The sequence below is a fragment of the Streptomyces odonnellii genome, from assembly GCF_000981895.1.
Taxonomy (GTDB): domain Bacteria; phylum Actinomycetota; class Actinomycetes; order Streptomycetales; family Streptomycetaceae; genus Streptomyces; species Streptomyces odonnellii.
The window spans coordinates 1-2,589 of sequence record NZ_LATD01000449.1 but is presented as its reverse complement, the minus strand read 5'-3'; the positions used below and the strand labels follow the sequence as shown (position 1 = coordinate 2,589).

At 71.7% G+C, this 2,589-nt stretch carries 2 protein-coding genes; both read left to right on the top strand.

Annotated features, from left to right (window positions below):
* Positions 1-39: 39 nt before the first annotated feature.
* Positions 40-972, top strand: coding sequence for an alpha/beta hydrolase (locus WH07_RS32610; protein ID WP_079023749.1), 933 nt, complete (start codon positions 40-42; stop codon positions 970-972).
* A gap of 220 nt (positions 973-1,192) precedes the next feature.
* Positions 1,193-2,164, top strand: a complete 972-nt coding sequence (metF, locus tag WH07_RS32605; RefSeq protein WP_079023748.1) for a methylenetetrahydrofolate reductase [NAD(P)H] — start codon at positions 1,193-1,195, stop codon at positions 2,162-2,164.
* The last annotated feature ends 425 nt before the right edge of the window (positions 2,165-2,589 follow it).

The following is a 2,589-nucleotide window of genomic DNA, read 5'->3' as shown; positions in this document are numbered from 1 at the left end:
TTCCGCTCCTGCACCCGCTCCCCGGGAGAACCGCCCGCCATGACCGCACCCGCCGCACCCGCCGTCCCCGATGGATCCGCCGCCCCCGCCGATGTCCTGTCGGCGGTGCCCGCCGTCCGTGCCCTCACCCTCGACGCCGACGGCATCGAGGTGTCGGGCCTGCTCGCCGAGCCCGAGGGCGTCGCGCCCCGCGCCGTGATCGTCGCCATCCACGGCCGGGGCATGTGCGCCGAGTACTTCAACGGGCTGACCGACCCCGCCGACTCACTGCTGGCACTCGGCGCGCGCCTGGGCTTCTCCGTACTGTCCCTCGACCGACCCGGCTACGGCGCCTCGGCGCGGCAGATCCCGGAAGGCCAGCCGCTCGGCGAGCAGGCGACCACCCTGCATGCGGCGCTCGCCGACTTCGCCCTGCACCACCCGACCGGCGCCGGCTTCTTCGTGGTCGCCCACTCCGACGGCGGCAAGGTCACCCTGCACATGGCGGCCCAGGACGCGGGCAGAGCGCTGATCGGCCTCGACATCAACGGCTGCGGCTGGCGGTACGCCCCCGAGGCCCGGCACTTCCCCGACACCCTCGGCGGCGGCGCCTCCCGGCTCAACTGGGGCCCGCTGAACCTGTACGCGCCCGGTACGTTCCGGGCCAGCCGCGCGCTGCTGCGGCCCGTGCCGCGGCGGGAGGAGATCCAGACGGCTGTGTGGCCCATCCAGTACCCGAGACTGGCAGGCGACATCACCAACCCCGTCCGGCTGACCTTCGCCGAGCACGAGCTGTGGTGGGAGCTGGACGACGCGGCGCTGGCCTCGATGACCGGCCGGCTGACCGCCGCGCCCCTGGTGACGGTGGAGCGGCTGCCCGCCGCCGGGCACAACATCAGCATCGGCCGCGCCGCCCGTACGTACCATCTCCGGGCGGTGGCCTTCCTGGAGGAGTGCCTGCTGCGCGGCCGGGGCACCACCACCGGCATCTGACCTCCGGGCACCCGGCGGCGCGGGCCCCCCGGGCCGGACGGCACCCTCCGACAACACCTGGGGCCGCGCCCGGACTTCCCTTCCCGGTAAGGCCGTTCACGGGCTCCTTGCGGTACCCGTGATCAGTCCGCGGGCAGGCCCGGATGGGCGCGGCCCATCGCGGCTACTGTGTGCGGACCGTACTCACTCCCACACCGAGCGACCAGGAAGGACCCCCGCCATGGCGGCACAGAACCCGGAACGTCCACGGCATCCGCAGCCGGGCCCGCGCCCCCTGCCGGCCGACGGAGGGCGCTCGTACTCCTTCGAGTTCTTCCCGCCCAAGACCGCGGCCGGCGAGCGCACGCTCTGGAACGCGATCCGCCGTATCGAGGCGCTCTCGCCGTCCTTCGTCTCGGTCACCTATGGCGCCGGGGGCTCCTCACGCGACCGTACGATCGAGGTCACCAAGCGCATCGCCGCCGAGACCACCCTGCGCCCGGTCGCGCATCTCACCGCGGTCGGCCACTCGGTGGCCGAACTGCGCCACATCATCGGCCAGTACGCGGACGCCGGCATCCGGGACGTACTCGCCCTGCGCGGCGACCCGCCGGGCGACCCGCGCGGCCAGTGGGTACGGCACCCGGAGGGCTTCGCCCAGGCCAGCGAACTGGTTTCGCTCATCCGTGAGTTGGGCGACTTCACGGTCGGGGTGGCGGCCTTCCCCGAGCGCCATCCGCGCTCGGCGGACTGGGAGAGCGACATCCGCCACTTCGTGGCCAAGTGCCGGGCGGGCGCCGACTACGCCATCACCCAGATGTTCTTCCATGTCGAGGACTATCTCCGGCTCCGCGACCGGATCGAGTCGGCCGGCTGCACCACCCCGGTCATCCCGGAGATCATGCCTGCCACGGACTTCCGGCAGATCCGCCGCTTCGCCGAACTCAGCGACGCCCGTTTCCCCGACGACCTGGCGCGGCGGCTCGAAGCGGTCCGCGACCTGCCGGAGGAGGGGCACCGTATCGGCGTCGAGTACGCCACGGTCATGGCCGAACGGCTGCTGGCGGAAGGCGCGCCCGGCCTGCACTACATCACCCTGAACCGCTCCACGGCCACCATGGAGATCCACCAGAACCTGGGCGTCGGCGCGGGCGCGCGCCGAGTTCCCGGAGCCCGTCCGGAGCCCGTACCTGTCCCGGTTTCCGTTTTCTAGGAAGACGTTTCCCTTTTCCAGGGACATCTGGAGCCCGGGTCGAGAACGGCTGGGCGGATCTGGCAGGGCGCCGTCCGCCCTGCCATGATCTTTCCGCCGGGCCGACTCCGGCATGGACGCACAAACATGGACCTGAGCTTCGTGGCTATGTACCGTCTCACCGCTCTGGACTTGACTGGTCTCATGACGCAGATCATGAGAATTGGCCAGGGAACCGGACCAAAGGCCGCGTGGACACTCTGAGATCAGCGGACAGACCCATCGCCGTGTCACACGTCGGCGGCGGCGTCGACGACGACACCGTGGCGGCCGCCGGATCACCTCCCATCGGACGGCTTCGCCCACCAGACAAGGACATCCCATGAGCTACAACCCGACCGGAACCCCCAACCCCTACGCCGCCCACCCGCCGCAGGCCCTGTGGC

Excerpts from the sequence above, each read along its gene's own strand:
- WH07_RS32610 (WP_079023749.1), top strand. The coding sequence starts at position 40 with ATGACCGCACCCGCCGCACCCGCCGTCCCCGATGGATCCGCCGCCCCC.
- metF (WP_079023748.1), top strand. The coding sequence starts at position 1,193 with ATGGCGGCACAGAACCCGGAACGTCCACGGCATCCGCAGCCGGGCCCG.